Here is a 204-nt window from a genome sequence, read left to right on the forward strand (position 1 = left end):
TCACGCTGCGGCACCTGCTCACGAACACCTCCGGATACGGCGTGCAGGTCGTGCCGTCGCCGCTGGCGGAGGCGATGGTCGGGAACCGGACGGCCGCAGGGCAGGAACCGGTCGCGATGGGCGCTCAGGAGTGGCTGGACGCGCTTGCCATGCTCCCACTGGCCTTCGAACCCGGCACCGGATGGCGTTACCACCACTCCTTCG

General features: G+C 69.6%; 1 protein-coding gene. It reads left to right on the plus strand.

Annotated features, from left to right (window positions below; genetic code table 11):
• Positions 1 to 204: serine hydrolase (locus L687_RS0120615; RefSeq protein WP_031206657.1), on the plus strand; the 204-nt coding region annotated here is incomplete at both ends.

The organism is Microbacterium maritypicum MF109, from assembly GCF_000455825.1.
GTDB lineage: Bacteria > Actinomycetota > Actinomycetes > Actinomycetales > Microbacteriaceae > Microbacterium > Microbacterium maritypicum_A.